Annotated in this window: 17 protein-coding genes and 5 pseudogenes; 12 read left to right on the top strand and 10 right to left on the bottom strand. The window is 56.7% G+C overall.

The features are described 5' to 3' along the window. Positions 1–3: 3 nt before the first annotated feature. Both P406_RS11755 and P406_RS11740 read left to right on the top strand, forming a co-directional pair. Positions 4–1,056 carry a LacI family DNA-binding transcriptional regulator gene (locus P406_RS11755; RefSeq protein WP_024641763.1) on the top strand — a complete coding sequence of 351 codons (1,053 nt, stop codon included), beginning with the start codon at positions 4–6 and terminating at the stop codon, positions 1,054–1,056. Between the two features lie 550 nt (positions 1,057–1,606). Further along, positions 1,607–2,837: pseudogene (locus tag P406_RS11740) on the top strand (IS3 family transposase). Here P406_RS11740 and P406_RS11735 read toward each other — a convergent pair. Together P406_RS11735 and P406_RS11730 are read right to left on the bottom strand one after the other, a co-directional pair. Beyond that, positions 2,790–3,654: pseudogene (locus P406_RS11735) on the bottom strand (DODA-type extradiol aromatic ring-opening family dioxygenase). The pseudogenes P406_RS11740 and P406_RS11735 sit on opposite strands and share 48 nt — an antisense overlap. A gap of 20 nt (positions 3,655–3,674) precedes the next feature. Continuing rightward, positions 3,675–4,304 (bottom strand): NADPH-dependent F420 reductase, encoded by a 630-nt coding sequence (locus P406_RS11730; protein WP_024642388.1) that lies wholly within the window; start codon positions 4,302–4,304, stop codon positions 3,675–3,677. A 100-nt stretch (positions 4,305–4,404) separates the two neighbouring features. On the opposite strand from P406_RS11730, the pseudogene P406_RS11725 reads away from it, so the two are divergent. Then, positions 4,405–5,305, top strand: a pseudogene (locus P406_RS11725) (LysR family transcriptional regulator). Between the two features lie 88 nt (positions 5,306–5,393). Here P406_RS11725 and P406_RS11720 read toward each other — a convergent pair. The 5 genes from P406_RS11720 to P406_RS11700 all read right to left on the bottom strand — a co-directional run bounded on the left by P406_RS11720 (position 5,394) and on the right by P406_RS11700 (position 8,605). Beyond that, complete coding sequence (locus tag P406_RS11720; RefSeq protein WP_024642371.1) at positions 5,394–6,344, bottom strand: alpha/beta fold hydrolase; 951 nt, start codon at positions 6,342–6,344, stop codon at positions 5,394–5,396. Positions 6,345–6,393: 49 nt separating this feature from the next. Continuing rightward, entirely contained in the window at positions 6,394–7,188 is a 795-nt protein-coding gene (locus P406_RS11715; RefSeq protein ID WP_024660247.1) for an SDR family NAD(P)-dependent oxidoreductase, read from the bottom strand. Positions 7,189–7,264: 76 nt separating this feature from the next. After that, on the bottom strand, positions 7,265–7,879 hold the full coding sequence (locus P406_RS11710) for a nitroreductase family protein (RefSeq protein WP_024642369.1): 615 nt from the start codon (positions 7,877–7,879) through the stop codon (positions 7,265–7,267). A gap of 80 nt (positions 7,880–7,959) precedes the next feature. After that, positions 7,960–8,313 (bottom strand): putative quinol monooxygenase, encoded by a 354-nt coding sequence (locus P406_RS11705; RefSeq protein WP_046236254.1) that lies wholly within the window; start codon positions 8,311–8,313, stop codon positions 7,960–7,962. A 94-nt stretch (positions 8,314–8,407) separates the two neighbouring features. Further along, positions 8,408–8,605 (bottom strand): tautomerase family protein, encoded by a 198-nt coding sequence (locus P406_RS11700; protein WP_024642973.1) that lies wholly within the window; start codon positions 8,603–8,605, stop codon positions 8,408–8,410. A 216-nt stretch (positions 8,606–8,821) separates the two neighbouring features. On the opposite strand from P406_RS11700, the gene P406_RS11695 reads away from it, so the two are divergent. After that, on the top strand, positions 8,822–9,724 hold the full coding sequence (locus P406_RS11695; RefSeq protein ID WP_024642972.1) for a LysR family transcriptional regulator: 903 nt from the start codon (positions 8,822–8,824) through the stop codon (positions 9,722–9,724). A 262-nt stretch (positions 9,725–9,986) separates the two neighbouring features. On the opposite strand, the gene P406_RS11690 is transcribed toward P406_RS11695, so the two are convergent. Next, a complete protein-coding gene (locus P406_RS11690) occupies positions 9,987–10,886 on the bottom strand; it encodes a LysR family transcriptional regulator (RefSeq protein WP_046236273.1) in 900 nt (299 codons plus the stop codon). A 143-nt stretch (positions 10,887–11,029) separates the two neighbouring features. On the opposite strand from P406_RS11690, the gene salA reads away from it, so the two are divergent. The 6 genes and pseudogenes from salA (at position 11,030) to P406_RS11660 (ending at position 18,361) form a co-directional block, all read left to right on the top strand. Continuing rightward, on the top strand, positions 11,030–12,313 hold the full coding sequence (gene salA / locus P406_RS11685) for a salicylate 1-monooxygenase (RefSeq protein WP_024642970.1): 1,284 nt from the start codon (positions 11,030–11,032) through the stop codon (positions 12,311–12,313). Between the two features lie 58 nt (positions 12,314–12,371). Further along, a pseudogene (gene catA / locus P406_RS11680) lies at positions 12,372–13,309 on the top strand (catechol 1,2-dioxygenase). Between the two features lie 44 nt (positions 13,310–13,353). Continuing rightward, positions 13,354–14,487 (top strand): NAD(P)-dependent alcohol dehydrogenase, encoded by a 1,134-nt coding sequence (locus P406_RS11675; protein ID WP_024642969.1) that lies wholly within the window; start codon positions 13,354–13,356, stop codon positions 14,485–14,487. A gap of 44 nt (positions 14,488–14,531) precedes the next feature. Further along, entirely contained in the window at positions 14,532–15,983 is a 1,452-nt protein-coding gene (locus P406_RS11670; RefSeq protein WP_024642968.1) for an aldehyde dehydrogenase, read from the top strand. Between the two features lie 175 nt (positions 15,984–16,158). Then, positions 16,159–16,953: a SphA family protein gene (locus tag P406_RS11665; RefSeq protein ID WP_046236253.1), complete on the top strand. Its 795-nt coding sequence runs from the start codon at positions 16,159–16,161 to the stop codon at positions 16,951–16,953. A 265-nt stretch (positions 16,954–17,218) separates the two neighbouring features. Further along, positions 17,219–18,361, top strand: coding sequence for an MFS transporter (locus tag P406_RS11660; protein WP_225650040.1), 1,143 nt, complete (start codon positions 17,219–17,221; stop codon positions 18,359–18,361). Between the two features lie 53 nt (positions 18,362–18,414). On the opposite strand, the pseudogene P406_RS29815 reads toward P406_RS11660, so the two are convergent. After that, positions 18,415–19,823, bottom strand: a pseudogene (locus P406_RS29815) (carboxylesterase/lipase family protein). Positions 19,824–20,152: 329 nt separating this feature from the next. Beyond that, a complete protein-coding gene (gene grxB, locus P406_RS11650) occupies positions 20,153–20,800 on the bottom strand; it encodes a glutaredoxin 2 (protein ID WP_225650041.1) in 648 nt (215 codons plus the stop codon). Positions 20,801–21,145: 345 nt separating this feature from the next. Between grxB and P406_RS30025 the strand changes: the two genes are divergently transcribed. Both P406_RS30025 and P406_RS11645 read left to right on the top strand, forming a co-directional pair. After that, positions 21,146–21,403, top strand: a complete 258-nt coding sequence (locus tag P406_RS30025; protein WP_024642963.1) for a LysR family transcriptional regulator — start codon at positions 21,146–21,148, stop codon at positions 21,401–21,403. Positions 21,404–21,421: 18 nt separating this feature from the next. Further along, on the top strand, positions 21,422–22,051 hold the full coding sequence (locus tag P406_RS11645; protein WP_306345887.1) for a substrate binding domain-containing protein: 630 nt from the start codon (positions 21,422–21,424) through the stop codon (positions 22,049–22,051). The last annotated feature ends 359 nt before the right edge of the window (positions 22,052–22,410 follow it).

Below are 22,410 nucleotides of genomic sequence, written 5' to 3'. Positions count from 1 at the left end.
TTCATGCCCAAAAAATCAGGCGGGCCTGCCCAGCAGGAACTGTCGTCCGTGCCGAGAAAGCCTTCCAGTCTCACGTTGATCGATGTTGCCAAAGTGGCGGGGGTGTCGCCCATGACCGTTTCACGGGCATTGCACCGACCTGATCTGGTGAGCGAGGACACCCGCGAAAAAGTGCGCGAAGCCGTGCGAAAAACCGGGTATGTGCCCAACATGCTGGCGGGCGGGCTGGCGAGCAACAAAAGCCGTCTGGTCGCGATCTTTTTGCCCACTATCGCCAACAGTATTTTTGCCGACACCGTTCAAGCCCTGATGGATCGGCTGACTCAAGCCGGTTATCAGACTCTTCTCGGGCTTACCGGGTACGACGCCGAGCAGGAAGAAAAGCTCCTGGAAGCGGTATTGGGGCGTCGGCCGGACGGCATCGTGCTGACCGGTACATTACACACTGCGTCCAGTCGTACCCGACTGGCGCAGGCGGGTATTCCGGTCGTGGAAGCATGGGACTTGAGTGAAGACCCTATCGACATGCTGGTGGGTTTCTCCCATGAACGGGTCGGGGAAGAAACGGCTCGGCATTTACTGCGAAAAGGCTACAGGCGCTTCTCCGTCGTGGCGATCAGCGACCCCCGGGGTCTGCGGCGGTGCAATAGCCTGATCGCCGAACTCAAAAGGCACGGCATCGCCGATGTACCCATGCAATTGCTCGCGCCTCCGGCGACGTTGCAAGTGGGACGGGAAGGGCTGGCTGGACTGCTCGAACGGGGCATCGATACTGACGTGGTCGTGTGCAGTTCGGACACAGTCGCGCAGGGGGTGCTGGCCGAGGCGGCGAGTCGTGGTCTTCAGGTCCCCAAGGGCCTGGCGGTCATGGGGTTTGGCGATCTGAGCAGCGCAGCTCAGGTGTATCCGGCGTTGTCGACGGTCAGCGTCAACGGCAGTCGCATCGGGTTGCAAGTAGCCCAAGCCTTGCTTGACCGGTTTCAAGACCACACATCCCCCAGCACGCGCATCCGTGTTGATACCGGTTTTGCTTTGATTGATCGCGCTAGTACTTGATGCGGTTGCTTGAACACTCACTCAGACCGGTATTTCGGTCGGCCTCCGCATCCCGCGATGGTAGGGCCTCTGCGCAGCGACACTTTTGTCCTGGGTGTGTAAAAACCTGTTCACGAATCCTTGCTACTTGCAACACTAAGCGGGTTATGAACGTTCCCCGCTTGAAAAGGCCAACGCACGGGGTGTGAGTCAGCGGAGCCTCTCGACACACCAGCCGATATTCGGCGCCGGCTATGAGCGGTTGTTGTCGGCTTTCTTGTGGGCATTCAGGCTCATCTTCAACGCCGTTTGCTGTTCATCCCGGCGCCCCAGCGTGTACATCGGTAGCGTGCGGCCCCGGGTGACGGCTAGCAGTTCCCACCCCAACTTTGAGCAACTGGTTGAGCAAGTCATCATCGTCCGTGGTCTGAATCTCGGTAGCGTCTTCGAAGCTCATGGAGCGCTCCTGTTGCAAATGGTTGCCGCTGCGAAGTGAACGGCGCGGGCTTGATCCGTTTTGGACTGCCCCCAAGAAGTTGGACACCAATCCGACCTAATGGGGGGTGTTCAAATGGCCAAGTATTCAGAGCAATTCAAGCTCACCGTCGTCAAAGCGTACCTTGCAGGCAACATCGGCTCTCGCAAGGTGGCCAGCCAGTTCTCGATCGATTTCAGCCTGCTTCGACGCTGGGTCGCCAATTACAAGAGCCATGGGCACACAGGCCATCGCAAGCTTGGGAACAGCAGCATTACAGTGACGGTCTAGCCCCGCGTGTTCCCACAAGAAGAAAGCCTGCTGCCATGCCCAAGAAGCCTTATCCCACCGAACCCGTAACCGCTGACGATACGCACAAGACACGCGACCAGTTAATGGCCGAGCTTGAATACCTGCGCATGGAGAACGCTTACCTAAAAAAGTTGGAAGAGTTGAAGGAGCAGCAACGACGGCAAAAGAAAAAGCCCTGATCGTCAAACAACTGAGGAACCGGTTTCCGATGTGCGCCCTTCTGACGCTGGCGGGCCTGGCGCGCAGCACGTTTTACTATCAGGCTCAGGTGCAATCCAGACCCGATCCAGATGCTGCTCTAAAGCAGGAGATAGAGCGGATTTATCACGAGGAGAGAGGTCTTTATGGAGCTCGGCGCATCACGGCGGTTATCCGCAACTCAGGCACGTTGGTCAACAAGAAGGTTTGTGGAGCGATTGATGGCTGAATTGGGCCTGAGATCAGTTGTGCGACCCAAGAAGTACGCTCCTATAAGGGCACCGTCGGGAAAATTGCGCCGAATTTGCTGGAGCGCAAGTTCACGGCGCAACGCCCGAACCAGAAATGGGTGACCGATGTGACCGAGTTTAAAGTGGCCAATCGAAAGCTGTATCTCTCGCCCGTGTTGGACCTGTACAACGGTGAGATCGTGGCGTACGAAGTGTCTACCAGGCCGTGCTTCGAGCTGGTCACCAATATGCTGGACAAGGCTCTCCAGCAGTTGCAGGACGAGCCGAAGCTTGTGATGCACTCGGATCAGGGCTGGCAGTATCAACACGCGCAGTACCGTCAGAAACTGGCGGTAAAGGGTGTAAAGCAAAGCATGTCTCGTAAGGGAAATTGCCTGGACAATGCCGCAATGGAAAGCTTCTTTGGTACGCTGAAGTCCGAGTTTTTCTATTTGAAACGATTTGAAAGCATAGAAGAGCTGAAGGCAGGTCTGGATGAGTACATCCGCTACTACAACCATGACCGCATCAAGCTGAAGCTAAACGGCTTGAGCCCCGTAAAATACAGGGCTCAGGCGGCGAGCTAAAACTGTCCAACTTTCGGGGGGCAGTCCACCAGCCGAAGTAAATAGGTAGCTGTCCATTGCCAATACCCCATAGGTCACGCCGCCTTCCACGACGCGTATTTCATAGTATTCACCTGCCGCACCGAGCGCGATGAACAGTGGCAGGTAATGCTCATCCGTAGGATGGGCGCGCTCAGCGCGACGGCGCGTATTGCTTGTAGTCCAGCAGTTGGTCCAGGTCGCCCGAAGCCAGAGTCTTAGCAGTCTAGGCAGCGAAATCCTTGACGTACTGCGCACCATGAGGCATGGCACCGCGGAATTCGTACAGATTGTGAGTCAGGCTGCCCGAGGCCACGATCAGTACGTTCATGTCCCGCAGAGGTTTAAGCGCCTGGCCCAACTTACAGGCTTCGCGGGCATCAAGCGAAGCAGGCATTGAGACTTGCACCACTGGAATGTCTGCGTCAGGCGCCAGGTACAGCAATGGCACCCAAGCGCCGTGATCCAGTCCCCGACTGGCGTTCAGGCTGGACTTCCACCCTGAGGCATGGAGCATGTCCACGATCTTTTCCGCCAACGCCGGTGCACCTGGCGCTGGATATCGAATCTGGTACAGAGCGTCGGGAAAACCACCGAAATCGTGAATGGTAGAAGGTGCGATGCTCCCGGTAACGCCAATCTCGCCGTGGGTCATCCAGTGTGGAGACAGGATGACGATGGCGTCGGGGCGCGGCAGTTCGCTACCGACCTCGGCAAGATGTTTACCAGCCAGACCGGGCTCGATTGCAAACATGGGAGCACCATGAGACACAAACAGCAGCGGGAAGGACGTGTTCAAGGGGCGTACTCCGTATTGAATTACTTCTTGAGCCAGGCGGGAGCAACCGAAGTCCCCAGGCCGGCACCGTAACCGAGATAGATATTGAAGCCTACCAGTGGCTCCAGATAACGCGCGTTGACTAACCCGCCCGCATCAATGGTGTTCCAGCCCATGCTGCGTGCGAGTGCTACCGCAGTCTGTTTGGCACGTTCACTATCGCTGGCGACGGATACGCTGCCTCGCTGGTTGTCGGCAAAAAGAGGGCCGTCGTCCAGCACCTGAGCGAACAGAGTGTTGAAGGCTTTGACAACCTGTGCGCCAGGCACTGCTTTGGCTATTTCTTCGGCGGCACTTGTCACATGACCAATGGTGAGCGACATGTAGTCAGCGCTCAGTGGGTTAGTGATGTCGATGACCACTTTGCCGCTTAAATCGCCCAGACTTTGGAGCGCAGAAGCTGCATCCGCAAATGCGGTTGCTACGATGACGGCGTCGCTGTCGCCCAATGCGTCGTTGGCGTCATAGGCGTTGACGTTGGTCAACGATGCGGCCACAGCCTTTGCCTTGTTCAGATCGCGACCAGTGATGCGGATAGCGTGACCAGCAGCACTGAGTTGTTTTGCGAATGCCGAGCCCATGTTGCCGGTACCGATTAATGTAATTTTCATAGCTACCTTAGGAGAGGTGGTTTGCCTTTTCGATGAGGTCAGTTTATAGCGTTGAATAATGAGATAACTATGGTTAATAGTTCCACTGAGCGAGACAATCATGGATCGCGCACTTGAGATGCTGGTGTTCTGCACCGTGGTCGACAAAGGGACCTTCGTTGGCGCGACGCACCCGCTGAACATGTCCAAGGCCGCCATTTCACACTATGTCAGCGGGCTCGAAGAAAGACTGGGTGCCCGATTGTTGCATCGCACCACGCGCCGACTTTTGCTGACGGATGAAGGACGGCAGTTCTACCATCAAGCAAAAGATGTATTGGCCATGATGGATGCGGCGGAAGAAGCCGTATCGTCTGCAGCGCCCGAGCCCGTCGGGGTGTTGCGAGTCAACGCACCGGTCAGCTTCGGCGTTTTGCACCTGGGCCCGATCTGGGCGGAATTCATGAAGGCCTATCCAAGGGGCGAACTGGATATCAGCCTCAATGACAGGCTGGTTGATCTGGTAGAAGGAGGGGTTTGATGCAGCAGTACGCATTGCTCGCATGGAAAGCTCCTCGTTGGTCGGGCGCCGTCTGGCTACGACGCGCATGTGCTTGTGTGCCTCGCCAGAGTATCTTCAACGACATCCTCCTTTAATGACCCTGACGGACCTCGGTACGCATCGTGTCGTCGCTGACACGAACTTCGCCAGTGGCAATGATTGGGAGTTTGACGGCCCGGCTGGACCTGAGAGCGTGCGCACGCGATCGGTCGTCCGGTGCAACAATGGCGACACATGTCATAGCATCATGTTGGCGGGGGGAGGTATTTCCTTGCAACCGAGCTTTATGGTGGCTAGGGATCTACGTGCTGGGCGGTTAGTGGAAGTTCTTCCCGAATATCGCTCTATCGAGCTTGGCGTCTACGTGGCTATCCATCGCGCAAGCATTTGCCTCCAAAGTTGCGAGCTCTGGTCAATTTTCCTCGCTGAGCGATTTGCGCATCCGGCATTGGATGTGTGACGTGGAGGCGTGAAAAAGCCCCGCCGATGAGGGAGAGAACCATCGGCGGGGCAGGAAGTCGTAGACGTTTCTGTCCAGGCAAATGCCCTCAAGCGTTGTTGAGAAAACGTCTGAGGTCGTTGGCGAACTTCTCGGGGTTCTTGAAAGCCAGAAAATGATCTCCGTGCTCGTCTTTCTTGTAGACGTGCAATACCGAGCCTGCGATCACCGAATTCATCCAGCGCTGGCTGTGCAGCCAGTCGCTGTATTCGCCAGTAAAGATCGCGGTGGGCACATCGACCTTGGTCCGGATCACATCGCGCCAGTCGTTGGTGGTGTGATCGAACAGCACCTGTGCGGTATAAGTCATGTCGTCCTTGATCACCGCCTGCGCGAGACTTAGGACGTTATGAAAATACGGCGATGACAGATCGACCGCTCTTTCAAGCACCCGAGTTGCGGAAATCAGCATGTTACTGGTGCCGCCGGTATATGAGGCGATCATGCGTTCCGGGGAAGTCGTGAAAGCTCCCGCCTCAAGGCGTTCCTCCTCGGTCCAGTCGGCGTGGCAGTAAATGGATGGCGCCTGGTCAATAATACTGAGGGTGCGAATGCGCTCGGTCCCGAACAAATCGATGTAGGCCCACATGACTGACGCCCCCATCGACCAACCGCAGTAGTCGGCCTGGTCCAGCCACAGATGCTCGGAAAACTCTTTCACGTCCATTGCATAGCGAGCAATACGGTTGCCAAAGCTTACCTTTTGCGACAAGCCCTGATTGCGTACGTCTAGCACGTAAACGTGGTAGTGCTTGCTTAACAACTGCATCAGGTGGAAGTACATCGCACCGTTGGCTGACCAGCCGGGAATAAATACTAACGGTCTGCCGCTCCCGGCCTCCCAGTAGCAGAGATCAACTGCGTCGCTTGTGGTAAAGCTGCCGATCTTGATGTCTGCGAAGTCTGATGCCCTGGAGGGCTGACCCGGAATGTCGTGGGGGAATTTAAAATCTTCGCTCAGTAAATCGCGAAGCGAAAGATGTTGTATTGGGTAATCCACAGAGTGCTCCTGGAGAAGGCTGAGATTGCGACATATGCCTTCCGGCATGTCAGACGATGTCGTCGACCACGCCGCCGTCGACCCGAAGCGAGGCGCCAGTGGTAGCGCTGGCTTGAGGAGAGCAGACGTAGACGACCATATTGGCGACTTCTTCGGTAGACGCAGCACGCTGGATAATTGAGCTGGGACGGTGCTCCATCACGAACTCTGCGGCCACTGATTCCAGTGACTTGCTACCACGCTGCACTTCGGCCTGCAGCATATCGGCCAGGCCGTCGGACAAAGTCGGCCCGGGCAGCACGCTGTTCACCGTGACGCCGCTGCCGGCGACCCGCTTTGCCAATCCTCGGGCCAGGCCCAGCTGCGCTGTTTTGGATACACCATAGTGGATCATGTCGGCAGGGATGTTGCGGGCCGATTCGGATGCAATGAACACCATCCGGCCCCACCCGTTATCTACCATGGCTGGCAATAACGCACGACTCAGGCGTACCCCGGACATCACGTTGGTTTGCCAGTATTGGTCCCACACCTCATCGTCGGTTTCAAAGAAGTCCTGAACGCCGTAGATGCCAGCGTTGTTGACCAGTACGTCGATCTTTCCCGCAGCGTCAGCCAAGGCAGCTGCGCCTTGTGCGGTGCCCAGATCGGCAGTGGCACCCATGACCAACGCCTCTGGTAATTCTGCTTTCAGACGTGCCACTGCGGCATCCACAGATTTGTCGCTGCGGCCGTTGATGATGACAGTGGCGCCGGATTCAGCCAGGCCTCTGGCTATGGCATAGCCAATACCGCCGGTGGAAGCGGTGACCAGTGCGCGTTTACCGTTTAGATCAATTTTCATGCTGATTCCTCAAGAGCAAGGATGAGAGGTTCGAGCCCTCTACCAAACTAGCCGACTCCTCCCAGCGTGGTCGCAGTCAAACGAACTCCAGCACGTATTGAACTGCCTTGCGTGGTTTCTGTGGCCAATTGGCCTCGCCGGCATAGCCGACGGTCACCATCATCACCGGAATTTCATCAGCTGACAGGCCGAAGGCGTCGGCGACCGCGCCTTGGTCAAAGCCAATCATGGGCGCCGACACCATACCGAGGTCAGTTGCAGCGAGCATCAGGGTCATAGCTGCTAGCGAACCGGAGCGAATGGCCTCGTCGCGTTGCAATGCGGGGTTTTTGCTGTACATGCCTTGGGCGGCACCTATCCACATGTCGAATACAGCCTCATCAAGGATACCGGCATCAACGGCGGGCTTGAGCGCGGCAGGCAGGGTGGCATGCGGCTTCAGGGTGCCGCACACGATAAAGGTGACCGCTGCGTCCACAACCTTCCGCTGACTGTAAGCCAGCGGCAACAGGCGCTCCTTGGCTTGCGCGCTACGCACAGCTACGAAGCGCCAGTTCTGCAGGTTGAAAGCCGACGGCGCGCGAGTCGCCAGATCGATAAGCTCGGCAATCTGCTGATCGGAAAGCTGGCGCGTGGGATCGTAGCTGTTGGCAGAAATCCGGTGTTTGATGGTTTCGACAATGGCAGACATCGTTATCTCTTTGAAAGCAGGTAAAGGGCTGACGGCGGCGCAGACCAGGATTGCATTCGGATCTGCGCAGGTCGCTGCTATCAGCGGCTGAAGCCGTCGAACGGCGTCATGTACACAGCACCGAACGGATCGAGACGCTTGCGAACTTCTGCGTCGGGCGTGCCGTATACCGTCAGGCTGGTGATGGTGCACAGCTGCAGGAAGCGCTCGCCGAAAGGTGCGAAGGTGGTATCGACGTGGCTGACTACAGCGTCGGCCCTGTAGCGCTCCAGAATATGCGCGGTGCTGTTGTCTTCATTGACGCTGTATTCGTAGATCAGGGTGCCGGGCTCCTTCTGGGTCTCAGGAACGATTTTGGCAATCAGGGCTTTGAATTCAGCGAATTCCTCAGGCTTTACCGAGAGGGTGAACAGGCAGGAAATATACGGATGCATAACAAGGTCTCTTACAAAGATGCTGATGCTGGATGTAGACGGGCAAGGCAATGCACCGCTCAAACGGCCGGTGCATTTATGTCATACAGACACGTCAGGACTTGTCAGGAGCACCGCCGAACAGCTTGCCGGCACCCGCCCAATCCGAGGGCGCGACATCTTCGAAAATGACGTAGATGTAATTGGCATCGGTACCCGTATTCTTGACGATGCTCTCGGTGATCTCTTCGGCAACCGCTTCCTTGGCGGCGTGCTCTTTACCTTCGAACCAGCTGACACGTACTACAGGCATGGGATTTTCCTCTTGAGTAAAATCAATGATGAAGTCGGCGGCCTTCCAGCCTTCGTTCTGACTTCACGCTCGCAGGCAAAAGGCAGATGTTCCAGCGAACAGACGTGGAGGCCAGGTCACTTTTAAGATAAATCCATGCTAATGTAGAAAGCGTTAGCGATAAACAGCCCATGACTCTCATCTGGGTAGATATATTGTCTGCAATGGTCGGTTCGTATGCTTCCTACAGACTCCCTCCAGGGTGTGCTCACCTTCGTCGCAGCTGCCAATGCACACAGTTTCACCGAGGCCGCCGAACGCCTTGGCATTTCCAAGTCAGCGGTTGGCAAATCCATTGCGCGTCTGGAGGAGCGTCTGGGGACTCAGCTTTTTCATCGCTCCACTCGACGTATCAGTCTGACCGCTGACGGCGAAGCGTATTTCTCTGCATGTTCTGCCGGCCTGGAAGAAATAATTACTGCTGAGCGGGGTTTGGGGCCGGGAGATCGCGAACCTTCAGGCCGGTTACGGGTTGATATGCCAGTGGCCTTCGGACGGCGAGTTGGGGCACCGTTGTTGTTTGAGATCGCAAAGAAATACCCAGCGCTGCAACTCAATATCACCTTTTCGGACCACTTGGTTGATCCCATCGAAGAAGGTATTGACCTACTGGTGCGCTTTGGCGAACCCAAGGATACCCATGGGCTGATTGCGCGCTTGCTTACACGTCAGCGCTGGGTCATCTGCGCGTCGCCAGGCTATCTGGCTCGGGCAGGAGAGCCACGAAGCCTCACAGAGTTGGCGACTCATCATTGCATCGTGGGCCATCGACGCGGTCAGCCCTTGAGCTGGCGCGTGAATCTAAACGGAGAAACTGTCCGCTACGCGCCACCCTCGACTCATCAGATCGGCGACGGTGAGGTCATGATCACCGGCGCTGTTGCCGGGATAGGGCTGTGCCAGATGCCGCGTAGCCTGCTGGAGGACGACATTGTTGCCGGCAGGCTGGTGGAAGTATTGCAGGACTTTGAGCCAGAGGCGGTGGATGTCCATGCCGTGTGGCCGAAGGTTTCACATTTGCGGCCCAAGGTCCGCTATGTGGTCGACGAACTGGTAAAGGTTTGCGAGGACTGGTCCTGACGACATGAATGCTTTCAACTATTCACGTTTCACGTTGACTTCCCGATGCCCGGAAGCAGTCCTGCCGCACGCGGCCCTTCTGTGCAGGTGGAGCATTTGCTGAATCATCAATGACACGCCATGGGAAATCACTGGCGAAGAGTAATCCATCGTAACTGTTACCTGCGCGTCGGTGGCAAGGGTACCAGTGAGCGAGGTGGTGGTTGATAAGGCCCTGGATGTACGTGTCAGGTTGCGCGAAAGCGCGCTATCAGGTGCGGGCCTAGTCGCTGAACAGTTCGAACATCAAATTGCGAAACCAGACGTTGGCCGGATCGCGGTTGAATCGCATGTGCCAGAACAGGTTGATAGCTATTTCGGGCAAGGGGAGCGGCAATGCCACCGTAGTCAGCCCGAACGGACCGGCGCAGCTAGTGGCAAAACGTTCGGGTACAGTGGCGATCAAATCGGTGTTTTGCAGTATATGGCCCACCGCAACAAAATGCGGCACTTCAAGGCGAATGTCGCGCACCAGCCCCGCACGCTGCATAAACGTGTCTATCTCTCCGTGCCCCGTATTCGCGGCCACAATGCGCACATGGCCGAATTTGCAGAAAAGCTCCTGAGTCATGGCGCTGCGCGTAATCGGGTGATCCTTTCGGCAAAGGCACACGTAGCGATGATGGAAAAGTCGGCGCTGATAAAATCCTGCCTGAAGGTCTGGCAACAAGCCTACTGCAAGGTCGACATCGCCATTGGCCATTCCCTCGGACAGCCCCGCATGGCTGCGTACGGTGCTGACCGAAACCCCGGGAGCGGCGGCCAATAACCGCTCGATCAGCCGCGGCATGAAGTAGATTTCCCCAATGTCAGTCATTGCCACCGTAATGCGTTTATGCGCGGTGGCAGGATCGAAGTGGTCATGCCGATTGAGGGCGCCATGCAGTGTCGCAATAGCATGGGATACCGGCTCTGCCAGTTGCACGGCATAGGGCGTCGGGTCCATCCCCAGGGAAGTCCTGACGAAGAGATCATCAGCGAGCACGCCGCGTAGACGCTTTAACGCATTACTCACTGCAGGCTGGGTCATGCCTAGATTTTCGGCGGCCTTGGACACGCTGCGATCGATGAGCAACTGATGAAAGACCACTAATAGATTGAGATCCAGTTCGCGTAGCCGCATGAGAGTTGCCTCGAAATTAATGGGAAAACGCGTCGGGGTCCTATTCACAGTGGTGATAGTGTGTATGGAGTTCGCGGCATTTATCAATGGGTTGTGAATAGTCATGATCGGGCTATTCCAGAAACAACACATAAGGTTTTGCCATGAGTAGTCCCGATCCGAAACTCCAGGTCAGTATCGTTGGCGGAGGTATCGCTGGCGTCGCGCTGGCACTGGAGTTGTGCTGCCATTCCCATCTTGATGTTCAACTCTTTGAAGCCGCACCGGCGTTTGGAGAAGTAGGCGCAGGTGTTTCCTTCGGTGCCAATGCCGTAAGAGCTATCGAAGGGCTTGGACTAGGTAAGCCATACAAGCTCATCGCAGATCGCACTGCGGCGCCATGGCAAGACATATGGTTCGAATGGCGTCGCGGAGAAGATGCAGGGTATCTGGGCGCCAGTGTAGCCGAAGGTGTGGGCCAATCATCTGTTCACCGCGCCGACTTCCTGGACGCGTTAGCTACGCGTCTGCCAACGGGCGTCGCGAACTTTGACAAGCGTGCTACGCGGGTTGAGGAGCAGGACGAGCGTGTCCGTGTCCACTTCGCAGATGGTACCGCCCATGAATGCGACTTGCTGATCGCGGCTGACGGTATCAAATCCAGTATTCGTGACTACGTGCTTGAGGGGCTTGCCCAGCCCTTGGCCGCCCCCCGGTTCAGTGGTACCTGCGCCTACCGCGGGATGATCGACAGTGAGCAACTTCGGGCTGCCTACCAGGCCGCTGACATCGACGAACACTTGATCAACGTCCCGCAAATGTACCTCGGCCTGGATGCACATATCCTGACCTTCCCGGTCAAACAGGGCAGATTGATCAACGTGGTCGCGTTCATCTCGGATCGTAGCGTTGCCAACCCTGTCTGGCCACAAGACATGCCCTGGGTGAAAAATACCTCTCAACAAGAGATGCTCGAACCCTTTGCCCATTGGGGCGATGCCGTGCGCGTGCTGCTCGAATGTATTCCGCAACCCACTCTTTGGGCGCTTCACGAACTCGATGAACTGCCCTGCTATGTGCATGGCCGCGTTGGGCTGATAGGTGATGCCGCGCACGCAATGCTTCCTCATCAGGGTGCCGGAGCGGGCCAGGGTCTGGAAGACGCCTGGCTTTTGGCGCAACTGCTGGCGGATCCCCGTGTGACACAGGCGAGTCCGACTGAGGTTCTGAAAGTGTACGACGAGATCCGCCGCCCACGGGCCTGTCGCGTGCAACGCACTTCCCGCGAAGCCGGCGAACTCTACGAATATCGGGACCAGGAGGCGAAAGACAACGAAGCGCTGCTCTCAACAACGCTGGCAAGCCGTTTCGATTGGCTTTGGAGCCACGATATGGCCGTCGACCTGGCCGACGCTCACGTCCGGCTGGGATGGACCGTAGCAGCGTGACCTGATGGAGCAGCAGCGCCGCGCTGCTGCGTGCAATCAATAATAAAAAGGTGAAATCATGCCCCTGACAATTGCCAACTCACCAGAAGTCCAAGACCTGCTGCGGGACGCCGCGGGCTACAACAATCAGCAGGGCAGTCCACGAACCAAACTAATCGTGCTACGCCTGTTGCAGGAGACTACAAAGCTTATCGAAGAACTGGACATCAGTGACGACGAGTTCTGGGCCTGCGTCGAGTACGTCAATCGGCTAGGCAAAAACAACGAAGCGGGGTTACTGGTTGCGGGGCTTGGCGTCGAGCATTTTCTGGATCTGCTTCACGATGCCAGGCAGGCTGCAGTCAGCAAGGCGGGCGGCACGCCGCGCACGATTGAGGGCCCTCTGGACGTAGCGGGCGCGCCCCTGCGAGAGGGCTATGACCGTATGGACGACGGGAGCGAAGACGGCATTGCCACTCCGATGTTTCTGGATGGCCGAATCCTTGACCTTGAAGGCCGACCGATTGCGGGGGCATTGGTGGATCTATGGCAAGCCGACAGCAAGGGCAACTACTCCCATTTCGACCCTAGTCAATCCGAGTTCAATCTTCGCCGCAGGATCATAACCGACTCTCATGGCCGTTACCGTGTTCGCAGCATCGTATCCTCAGGCTATGGCTGCAACCCCGCCGGTCCTACGCAGGAATGTTTGAACCCGCTGGGTCGCCATGGCCAGCGTCCCGCGCACATGCACTTTTTCGTATCTGCTGCTGGATACGAGCACCTGACCACCCAGATCAACCTCTCCAACGATCCTATCTGTGGGACGACTTCGCCTATGCAACCCGTGACGGTTTGATTGGCGAAGTGCGCTTTGTCGAAGATCCGACGTTGGCCCCAGAGGACGACGTAGTCGGCCGTTTTGCACTGATGACCTTCGACTTCCATCTTCGTCCAGCTGCTACGGGAAAGGCACAGCACCGCAGTAACCGCCCGCGCGCCTTGCAGGAAGTTTGACGAATCCCTCCCACGCCACGAAAACAATAAAAGAGGATCAATACATGTCCATCAATGAACTCGAGCCTGTTGAAGTCACTGTCGCTGTACTGCGGGAAGCAGGGGCAGCATTGAAGTTGGAGCGCGCAAATCTAGGTGTACCTCGCGCTGACGAAGTTCGGGTACGTATCGTAGCCACTGGGGTCTGCCATACCGATATGGTGGTACGCGATCAGCTATTTCCTACACCGTTACCTATCGTCCTTGGGCATGAAGGCGCGGGTGTGGTGGAAGCCGTTGGCGCGTCAGTCACCACCGTTGCTCCGGGTGACCATGTGGTGATGACGTACATGTCCTGCGGCCTGTGCCCGCCATGCGAAACCGGGCATCCGGCGCACTGTTCGCACATGCATCCCCTGAACTTCGGTGGCGGTCGCCTTGATGGCAGCACCTCGACCTGTAGCTGTGAGGACAATGCGCCGCTCCATGATCACTTTTTTGGCCAGTCCTCGTTTTCGACCTATGTTGTGGCCAACGAGCGCAACGTTGTCAAAGTTTCGAAGAATGCTCCGCTGGAATTGTTAGGTCCATTGGGGTGCGGTATCCAGACAGGTGCAGGTTCGGTGCTCAAGGCGATGAAGGTCGAAGCAGGAGCCAGCTTCGTGGCCTTCGGTGCTGGTGCAGTTGGCCTCGCGGCCGTGATGGCGGCCAAGGTTGCCGGAGCAACCACCATCATCGCCGTCGACGTTACCCCCAGTCGCCTGACACTGGCGCTCGAAGTCGGCGCAACTCATGTCATCAACAGCCGCGAAGAAGACCCTGTACAGCGTATTCGCGAGATCACTAATGGCGGGGCGAACTATAGCCTCGAGTGCTCGGGCCGCGCGGACGTCCTGCGCCAAGCTATCGATGCAGTCACCACGCTGGGTACCTGCGGCATAGTCGGCGCCACGAAGATGGGCACAGAAGTCGCCTTCAACATCAATGACGTCATGATCCCTGGCAAACGCATCATGGGTATCGTGCAAGGAGACGTCGTCGCCAATGCATTCATTCCTACCCTGGTCGACCTGCATCTGCAAGGGCGTTTTCCGTTCGACAAACTCTGCCGCTTCTACTCGTTCGAGCAGATTAACGACGCGATGGCGGACAGCGAGAGCGGTATGACTATCAAGCCTATCCTGCGCATGCCTGTCTAGGCCCGCCAGCTCTGATTTTCACGACTAACAAAAAGGTATCAAGCATGAATGTTCAACTGCTGATCGATAACGTCAAACAACCCGCATCGGAAGGCAAAACTTATCAGCGCCATGATTCGCTGAGTGGCAAAACCGTAACAACTGGCGCTGCCGCCTCAGTAGCGGACGCGCTCACAATTGCCCGTTCCTCGCAGCAGGCTTTCGAACAGTGGTCGAAGGTTGGCCCTACCGAACGCCGCCGTCTTTTACTCGCAGCCGCGGACATGCTCATAAGCAAAATGCCTGAATTTTGTAGCGTAATGGCTGAGGAAATTGGTGCCTCGCAACTTTGGGCACAGTTCAATGTAGGGGCTTCGGCCAACCTTTTGCGCGAGGCCGCAGCGCTGACGACTCAGATCAAGGGCGAAACAATCCCGACCGACAAGCCTGGCACGCTGTCGATGACGCTGCGTCAGCCTGTAGGAACGGTGCTTAGCATTGTCCCATGGAACGGTCCGGTCATCCTCGGCGCTCGCGCCATCGCGTATCCGCTTGCGTGCGGCAATACGGTGATTTTCAAAGGATCAGAGAACAGCCCGAGAACTCACGAACTGCTCGCTGAGTCGTTCATTGAGGCCGGTTTGCCGGCTGGCGTGCTGAACTTCCTGGTCACGGCCCCTGAAGACGCGGCTGCGGTCACCGAAGCGTTGATCGCCCATGATACGGTCCGACGGGTGAACTTTACCGGTTCGACCCACGTCGGCCGCATGATTGCTCAGACCAGCGCCAAACACCTCAAGCGTTGCCTGCTGGAGCTTGGCGGCAAAGCGCCTTTTGTGGTGCTTGACGACGCGGATCTGGAAGGGGCGGTCAATGCGGCGATATTCGGCGCGTTCCTTTACCAGGGTCAGATCTGCATGTCGACCGAGCGCTTTGTAGTGGATGAAAGCATCGCAGATACCTTTGTCGAGAAATTCGCAGACCGCGTGCGCAAGCTGGAACAAGGTAATCCCGTCGATACTCCTTCATGCGTCATCGGCCCTGTGATCGCGCAGGGATCTGTTCAGCGGATCAACCAACTGCTCGATGATGCCATCGGTAAGGGTGCCAAAATCGTTGCAGGTGGCTTGGGTGATCAAGCTTTGATGAGGCCGACACTGGTCGACCGGGTCACGTCCGCAATGTCAATCTACGACGAAGAAACCTTCGGCCCCGTGACCACTATCGTACGCGTCAGAGGTGCAGAGCACGCCCTCCAGATCGCTAACGATAATGCGTATGGACTTTCCTCTGCCATTTTCAGCCGTAACGTGAGTCGCGCTTTGGATCTCGCCAGCCGCCTGGACGCAGGGTGCGTGCACATCAACGGCGCTACTGTACAGAACGAGCCACAAGCGCCCTACGGCGGTATGAAAAACAGCGGCTACGGCCGTTTCGACGGTAGTGCTGTGATCGACGAATTCACCGAAGTGAAATGGGTGACGGTCGAACCTGCCGATCAGCAGTATCCCTTCTGATTGCGCGTTGGATCCGCAGACCTTCAACTTCTTATGGTTGCGACAATGAATAATAAAAACGTCCGTAAGCTGATCAGCTATCTCGTTAGAACATCGCTCACCCTGGTTGGGGTCGCCTCGGCGGCCTTCCTGCCAAGTGCGCACGCTACAGAAGGAGGGGGGGTCCTCCTACCCCATGTGCGCTGAAAACTACCTGACGGGCGCCATGCCGCCCGCGGGCCTCTATGGGCAAGTGTTTGCCGAAAGTTATCGCGCCGACCGGTTGCTCGATAACAGTGGTGACAAGGCAGTTGACGATTTTCGTCTAAGCGCAGATGTTATTGCTCCCCGCCTGATCTGGGTCACGGGCCAAAAGCTGTTTGACGGTGATCTTGCTTTTCACCTGAATGTGCCGTTGGTGGACCTCAAGGTCGAGATCAATGGGCAGCATCAACGCAAGTCCGGTAGGGGGGATATCATTTTTGGACCGGCCCTGGGGTATCACTACAGCCAAAACTTTCATGCGATATATGCGATAGACATTTTTGCTCCAACCGGTGAGTACGATCGTGGTGACCTGGCTAACATCGGCCGCAACTACTGGGCAATCGAGCCGATCGCGGGGTTCTCGTATGTTGACCCTGCCGGATTGAATGCTGACTTGAAGATGATGTATGACTTCAACCAGCGAAACCGGGACACCGATTATCGTTCTGGCCAGGAAGCACACGCCGACTATTCACTAGGATGGGGGCTGGGGAACGGTTGGATAGTCGGTGTCGGGGGGTACGTGTATCGGCAGACCACCGACGACCGTCAAGATGGAGACTCGGTCAGTAACGCCCGAGGACGCGCTTTTGCTATCGGCCCATCGATCAAGTACACCGGCACTTCGGGTTGGTTTTTGAAGGCTAAATGGCAGAAAGAGAGCGACGTCCGCAACCGTCCGGAAGGGGAGGCGTATTGGCTCAAGTTGACTATTCCGCTCTAAGTTACGGGCCCTGACCGAGGAGCTCGAGCGCGGCTCAGGACTTTACTGCGCCGTTATCATAAATGCCGCCACGTGCCCCAAGGCTTTGCGATGAGAGCGCAATTTGATACCCTCCGTCCCAGACATGGCGTTTGCGGACGCTCTGCGTAAGCGTTAACGTCTACCAACGCACACATGGGATGCCTTCATCCCTCTGTCGTGCGTGGGTAAAATGTCAAATTCCTCCCCGACCGTTCGGGTCGAAACCACTGTATTCGGATCTTCCTTGCTGCTGGGTATCTTACTCATTGCAGCCAATCTGCGCGCCCCCATCACCTCTTTGGGGCCTGTCCTGTCTCAGGTGCAAGAATATTTCGGGGTGAGCTCGACTGCATCCGGGTTGCTCAATGCGCTTCCTCTTCTGATATTCGCAGGTGTGTCTCCTTTGACCCCCTGGCTGACTCGCCGGCTTGGGCTTGAGCGTGCGCTGCTGGGCGCTCTTGTCCTTATTGCCTTGGGTTGCCTGGTTCCTTCCGCAGGCTGGTACGCTGGTCTATGGCTGGGGACGTTGAGCATCGGGGCTGGCATCGCCGTAGCCAACGTGCTCGTTGTGCCGCTGGTCAAATGTGACTTCCCTGGTCACGCAGCGCTGTGTGTCGGCCTTTATGCAGCGACGATGGCATTGATGGCCGCTTTGGCAAGCGGGATCGCAGCGCCACTGTCGGGCTTTTCGAATTATGGGTGGATGGTATCACTGGGCGTTTGGACCTTACTGGCTCTCATCGCGGTTGTCTGCTGGTGGCCTCATGCCAAAGCCGCGCATCCGCAGACTGCTGCCGTGGCCTCTGTCCGGCGTAACAGCGTCTGGTCCAGCGGCATCGCCTGGCAGGTGTCCATTTTCATGGCACTACAGACCATGACCTTCTACACCCTCATTGACTGGTTTCCAGCCATGGCGGCGTCGGGGGGCGTAAACGCTTCCCAGGCAGGTGCCTACTTGTTTGTCTACCAAGCTATCGCCGTGCTAGCAAACCTGGGAACCTCGGCAGCCATCAAACGCTTGGACGATCAGCGCGTGCCGGGAGGTATCTGTTCATTAACCATCGTCGTTGGTATCTCCGGCTTACTTCTGGCGCCATCATTTTCATTGGTCTGGCTAGCGTTCGCTGGAGTGGGGGCGGGTATGTCGATGGTGACTTGCCTCAGCCTGTTCGGTTTGCGTACGCGCGACCACCATCAGGCAAGCGCCCTGTCTGCCATGGCGCAGTGCGTGGGATACGGCCTCGGCGCCTGTGGACCTTTTCTGACAGGTTGGCTGCATGCACTAAGCGGCGGCTGGGAGCTCCCTTTAGTGACATTGGTTGCGGCTGCCTGCCTACAAGTCATTTTTGCTGTGTTGGCCGGACGTAACCGGTATGTAGGGGAATAGACGCGATCGGGGGCCACAGCGTGACGTCCGCCCTGAACCCCGCAACCCTGGTATCAGAAGAGCGACAGCTGACCCCCTCTGGTTATGAACTGCTCGTAAAATCGCCGCTTATGCGAGGGGAGCATTGACTGCATGCGAGGATTGGAATCAAGTCTCATCATCAAGGGGTTGTCGATATCGAATTCCGCCCATAGGGGCAACCCGGATTTATTGGGGTTGCCTGTTTTCACGAGGTTTTCCCAGTAACCTAACATCAGGTCTGAAACTCTCTTGTCTTTGTCGGAAAACACGCGAGCGGTTGGAACACTCAAATTGCCGAGTGCATAGGGCACTTCTGACGTATGAAATGCCCCCCACTGCTCGGTGCCTGGTTCGACGTGCGCGAACAGATACAGGTAGATCGGCTGACGACTCGATTGCGCTCGACCAGCGACCCAAAGCCAGGTGGACGCCAAGCCACGGTCACGGCGAATTTCCTTCGCGGTCGACCTCGGGTCGCTCGTTGCCTGAGTGCTGTATAAGGCATCGAGCTGATCCGTCATGCCGCCATACATCGCCCTTAATTCAGCGCGTAAGGCTGGCAGATCTTCAGGCGGAAGACTGAACGATGCGTCGGCGTTCATTCCAGCCAGAATCGGCGTGTCAGCGTACGAACCCACCGCATTGTTGTATGGGTCATGCGGGATCAGATCGCCGTCAATGACTGGCGCAAAACGAAGGAGGCCTGGGCCAAGGCTTTTTTCTGCCTTTCTTACCTGATCGGCCGGTAGCTCGCGCAACTCAGCGAGGGACGAAACCTTGGCGGCCTTGAGGAGTTGTTGCCCTATCGTTTCGGCTTCGGCCAATGACATCGGCGGTCGGCCCATACCCGGACCACTTTGTGGTATTACCTGGCAAACAGGTTTTTCGCTGCTGGGCTGGCGATCATATCGTGGATCGCCATGGAGCCCGCCGACTGGCCCGCAAGGGTAATCCTGTTCCCGTCTCCGCCAAGTGCAGCGGCGTTTTCTTTTACCCATTCCAGAGCAGCGATAACGTCGGCAAACCCGAAGTTACCGGAGCCTTGGCCTTGCTTGGTCAATTCCGGATGTGCAAGGAAACCGAAGACGCCAAGTCGGTAATTGATGTTAACGACGACGTCCCTAGATGCCATCGGCGCTCCATTGTAGATGGGCACAGAACCCGAGCCTGACGTAAATCCTCCACCAGGAATCCACACCATGATCGGCAGCGGCGTGCTGGAACGCTTGGAGGGGCGCCAAATATTGAGATAAAGACAGTCTTCGCTGACACCCTCAGGCACCATGTACTCGCTAGCATAGGGACCGAACCCACCGCTGATGTCTTGCCCGCAGCTTCTCGCGAATTGGGTGGCCGAACGCACGCCCTGCCAAGCTGGTACTGGCGACGGCATTCTCCATCTTTTCGATCCGACAGGAGCAGCCGCATAGGGAACACCCAGATAGCTGTCGACGCCGTCGGCGCTGGATCCGCTTAAGGTCCCTTAAGCGACGTGAATCGTAGTCCCATAGCTCGCGGCTCCGAACGACAGCATCCCTGCGGCCGCAATAAAGCAAGACAACTTTTTCCGGAGCATACATTTCCTTGAATAATGGTTGAAGGGCGACCCGCCCCTTCGTTGGCGATCCACCTCAAGCTACTGAAAGGACATTACTTGAACGCTGAACCAAGTGCTTCCAGGGGCGAACGTTGCCACCGCTGTCGGATCAGTGTGAACAGTCGTGTCGTAAGCTTGCTGACCTTATTGTGGTTAGCACGTCGCTAACATCGCTACATCGCAATGTGATCATGAAGATCGACCCCGCTAAGCTCGGCCATCCGCATCCGATAAGCCTCGACTGCAGGCGGATAGACTATGCCCCGCACGATTGACATGCTCCGCAACGTCGCAAAAAGATGAATATCGTCCTTCGAAAGCTCGCCGTTCACCGCATCCGGGGATTGAATCAAAGGCTCAAGCGCCAGCAGATGGCGGTTAAGGTTGGCGATATAGTCGGCGCTGGCATCCAGATGCTCTTCGAACCGTCCGATAATTCGCTCTTTGTTTCTGGTGAAGTACGCCCGCGCAGCCGGGGTAGAGAACTCTCCAAAGTCTGCGGCCGCCCAACGGGGGAGCGCCAGCGGAAAGAGTGAATCGGCGGCAGCATTGTTCCAGTGAGCCACTGACTGGTTACCAGGGCCGGACAACAACCTGGTGCCAGACATGCCATCAACATGCGCCACGATATCCATGCTCTCGGCCAGGTAGCCGTCAGCATCCTGAAGGATGGGCGCCATTTTTTTGCCAATCATACGAATAGGCGTAGCCTCGTCGTCGTTCAGGAGAATGACTAGATCGAACGCTATCTGCCTCAACCCGAAAATCATCCGGGCTTTGACGCAAAACGGGCAGTGATCGTACACATAGAGCTTAATCATGTTTGAGTTCCAGGTTGTAAACGAGATCGACAGCGGCTTACCGTGCACCAGTCTGAGTGCGGGCCGAAGCGTGTAAACCCGGGCCGCTACTATGCCATGTGCAGCATCACGCACCAGACTTGAATCCGCGTATTGCATGAAGAAAGATTGGCTGCATGCGACTCCCGTGCCATTGGAAGGCGCGCTGAGGGCGGGCGCCTATGGACAGCACGGTGTTGCCGTTTACTATGACAGCCGTCCGCACAGGGGATTATCCGTAAGACGAAACAACACTCTAACGGCCGCATGATTGAAAGGGAATGTATACTCATGAGACATTGCCTTTCAGAATGAGAGGAGCTTTCCATGGATCTCAATGCGTTGCAGATGCTGGTTACGATCGTCCAGGCTGGGAGTATGACCGCAGGCGCTGAACGTTTGGGGGGGCCGCTACCTACTGTAAGTAGGAGAATCCGCGCGCTTGAGCAGACACTCGCAGTTGAATTGCTCGAGCGCTCGGCCAAGGGTGTAAAGCTCACCGAAGCTGGGACACGTCTTTTCGAGCATGCGAGCCGAGGCCTGGAGCTGTTGCAGGAAGGGCGCGACGCCTTGGAAAGCGATTAGGCCCATATCAAAGGGAAGTTGCGGCTTTCAGTTCCTCCATCGTTTTCGCCCTGGTGGCAGCTGATGTCGGATTTTCAAAAAGATCATCTCGATATCCGTGTTCACCTTCTCTCGACAGAGCGCCGGGTTCACCCTGTGGAGGATGGCGTAGACGTGGCGCTTCGTGTGGGCAGAGTGGAACACGAATCGTTGGTTGCAAGACACCTGCTTGACTATCGCCATATCTTGGTCGCAAGTCCGCGCCTGCTCGCGTCGCACGGGACGCCGAAGAACCCGTATCACCTAAACCGGTTCCCCTGTGCGACATGGACTTTGGGAACAAACATGACCGGGACGTGGCGATTTCCAGGCGTAATCTTGGAGCCCAACGTAGTGCTGTCAACGAATGACAGCATGCATCTGTTGCACAGTGCAGTGGCAGGGAATGTAGTCACCGAGTTGCCCCCTTTTATAGTCAAGGACGCCATCAAACAAGGGCTACTTGTGCCTCTGCTTCCGGACCATGTGCTGCCTGAGTTTTCCTTGAACCTTCTATATCCGGCGCATTGCCATCCTTCTGCCGTAGTGCGCACTTATGTTGAGTATTGTCGCCGGCGTCTGCCATGTCTGCTGGACGCATGTAGTATTTCCCCAGGCACGAGTCGGTGATGCTATTTGCTGAAACCGGAATATGCGTATGTCGAGAAACGGATTGAAGTAAATCGGCAACACGTCGGTAGAGATGAGGCTGTGCGCATAGCCAAACGGAGGGGGTTGAACTGGTCTGATGCATTGAACATTTCAATCGGGCGCTATGATGGAGTGCTGAATGGAGTCAGCCGCAGCAGCTTCAACGCGTGACGCGAGCGGGCTGCCAGTGCTTGCCATAAGCTCCGCTCTTCATTGCTTGCACGTGGTCTGGGCCAGAATGTGAGCGGTGGAAGAGAGTGCTGCGGCAACGCAGCGATACGGTGTCCTTGGGGTCCGTTTCTGCGCCTTGATGAACCCTGCTGATCGCAGCTCGCAGC

The sequence above is a fragment of the Pseudomonas syringae pv. coryli str. NCPPB 4273 genome (assembly GCF_000972175.1).
GTDB classification, from domain to species: domain Bacteria; phylum Pseudomonadota; class Gammaproteobacteria; order Pseudomonadales; family Pseudomonadaceae; genus Aquipseudomonas; species Aquipseudomonas syringae.
The sequence above is the reverse complement of the archived record's forward strand: the minus strand, read 5'-3'. Positions and strand labels throughout refer to the sequence as shown.